This window comes from Pseudomonas sp. CM27, assembly GCF_013179515.1.
In the GTDB taxonomy this organism is placed as follows: Bacteria; Pseudomonadota; Gammaproteobacteria; order Pseudomonadales; family Pseudomonadaceae; genus Aquipseudomonas.
The window spans coordinates 8,161-10,563 of sequence record NZ_JABMCN010000215.1; the positions used below are offsets into that span (position 1 = coordinate 8,161).

The 2,403-nt window shown below is 69.0% G+C and carries 3 protein-coding genes; all 3 read right to left on the reverse strand.

Features of this window, described 5'->3' with window-relative positions:
- Nucleotides 1–970 (reverse strand): threonine-phosphate decarboxylase CobD (gene cobD, locus HP547_RS22535; protein ID WP_172287468.1); only part of this gene is annotated, 970 nt, incomplete at its 3' end.
- Nucleotides 963–1,871, reverse strand: a complete 909-nt coding sequence (gene cbiB, locus HP547_RS22540; protein WP_172225394.1) for an adenosylcobinamide-phosphate synthase CbiB — start codon at nucleotides 1,869–1,871, stop codon at nucleotides 963–965. The genes cobD and cbiB, both read right to left, overlap by 8 nt.
- Nucleotides 1,868–2,403: 5,6-dimethylbenzimidazole synthase (gene bluB / locus HP547_RS22545; protein ID WP_172287469.1), on the reverse strand; the 536-nt coding region annotated here is incomplete at its 5' end. The genes cbiB and bluB, both read right to left, overlap by 4 nt.

The window sequence follows — 2,403 nt, forward strand, 5'->3', positions numbered from 1 at the left end:
CCGCCAGGGCCTGGGCCAGGCGCTGTTCATCTGCCGCGCAAGCGGGCAGCCCAAGGCGCACGGCCAGAGGCTGCTCGAACAGGCGCACGAGGATGCCGCGGCGGGCGAGGAAGTCATGCAATTGCACAGCGTGCTGGCTACGCACGTACTGGAACAGGTCGCAGCCACCGCTGGGCGCCAGGCCAGCGCTGCGTAAAAGCTCGGCCAGCCGCTGGCTGGCGCCGGCGCAGCGTTCGATCTGCTGACGCTGGGCGGCTTGATCGGCCAGGCAGGCCTGGGCCAGCACCCGGGTCGGGCCGTTCACGGTCCAAGGGCCGAGCAGCTCAGCCAGGCGCAGCAGCAGGCTGCGCTCGGCAGCAACAAAACCCAGGCGCACGCCAGCCAGGCCGAAGAATTTGCCAAACGAGCGCAGCACGATCAGGCCTGGGCGTTCGGCGCAACCGACCACGCCTTCGGCAGGTGTGTTGTCGATAAACGCTTCATCGACCAGCAACCAGCCACCGCGGGCGGCCAAGCGAGCATGCCAGGCCAGCAGGCGCTCACGCGGCACCCGGCGCCCCGTTGGGTTGTTGGGGTTGACCAGCACCAGCACATCGAGCGTGTCGAGCGCCGCCTCGACCTGCGTTTCATCCAGCTCCAGCAGCTGATGCCCCGCCCGCTGCCATGCATACGGGTGCTCGGCATAGCACGGGGTCAGCACCCCTACCCGGCCGGCTGCGCGCAGCTGCGGCAATGCCTGGATCGCGGCCTGCGAACCGGCCACTGGCAGCAATTGACGGGCACCGTAGTAGGTGCGCGCTGCATCTTCCAGGCCGTCCTCGGTTTCCGGCAGGCGGGCCCAGGCATCCACAGGGATCGAAGGGATAGGGAACGGCCAAGGCGCGATGCCACTGGACAGGTCGAGCCATTGCTCGCGAGCAATGCCGTATTGCCGCACAGCGCGCAGCAAGCGGCCACCGTGTTCAAGCATTGATATACGCCCCCAGGCAGATCACCAGCAGCCACAGCCACACGCCGCGCTGGACCAGGTACCAGCCACGCTCGATGGCGTCGGCGTCGGCCATCGGCCCCTCGCCCAGGCGGGGTCGTTCATGCAGCTCACCGTGGTACACCGCCGGGCCGCCCAGCTCGACCCCCAGCGCACCGGCACCGGCGGCCATCACCGGCCCGGCGTTGGGGCTGTCCCACAACGGGCCCTGCTTGCGCCAGCAGGCCAGGGCCAGGCGGGTCTTGCCCAGCAGCGCATAGGTCAGCGCCACCAGCCTTGCGGGAATATAGTTGAGCACATCGTCGATGCGCGCCGCACACCAGCCAAAGCGCTCGAAGCGCTCGTTGCGGTAACCCCACATGGCATCCAGGGTGTTGCTCAGGCGGTACAGCACCACGCCCGGCGCGCCAGCGACCACAAACCAGAACAGCGCGGCGAACACTGCATCGCTGCCGTTTTCCAGCACCGACTCGGTGGCCGCGCGGGCCACGGCGGGCTCGTCCAGTTCGCGGGTTTCGCGGCTGACCAGGTAGCCGACCCGCCGCCGTGCCTCTGCCAGGTCGCCCTGGCGCAAGGCGTTGGCCACTGGCAGTACATGCTCGCCCAGGCTGCGCAGCCCGACGGCGCAGTACAGCGCCAGCACGTCCACCAGCCAGCCGATATACGGCAGCCAGGACAGAATCAGCGCCCCCAGGGTCAGCGGCACCACCGCCAGGAACCACGCGCTCACGCCGTGGCTGCGCCAGCCGCGCCCGCCGGCGTTCAGGCGGCGCTCGAGGTTACTGGCCATAGTGCCGAATGCCACCAACGGGTGGCGCCGCTGCGGCTCGCCCAGCAAGGCGTCCAGCGCCACCCCGGCCACGGTCAGCAAGGCCACGCTCATTGGCGCTCTCCCCATTGGTTTTCGAACAGCATTTCAGTCAAGGGCCGGTCTTCGGCCCAGCCTTCCTGCACCAGCATCGGCGCCGGGTAGAATTCGGTGACCGGCCCCAGGCACAGCACCGCCACCGGTTTGGCCCCGGCCGGCATGCCCAGCAAGGCCGCCAGCGCCTGCGGGTCGAACAGCGACACCCAGCCCATGCCCAGGCCTTCGCCCCGGGCGGCCAGCCAGAGGTTCTGGATGGCGCAGGCCAGCGAGGCGAGGTCCATTTCCGGCAGGGTGCGGCGGCCGAATATGTGCGACTCACGGTTGTCCATCAAGGCCGCCACCAGTAGCTCGGCACAGTCGTTGATGCCCTCCACCTTCAGTTTCATGAAGGCATCGGAGCGCTCGCCCAGCGCCTCGGCGGTACGCACTCGCTCCGCCTCCACCAGTGCCTGGATACGTGTACGCAGGTCACGCTGGGTAATGCGGATGAAGCGCCAGGGCTGCATCAGCCCGACACTGGGTGCCTGGTGCGCGGCAGCCAGCAGGC

Coding starts and splice junctions, on each gene's coding strand:
- cbiB (WP_172225394.1), bottom strand. CDS start 1,871: ATGAGCGTGGCCTTGCTGACCGTGGCCGGGGTGGCGCTGGACGCCTTG.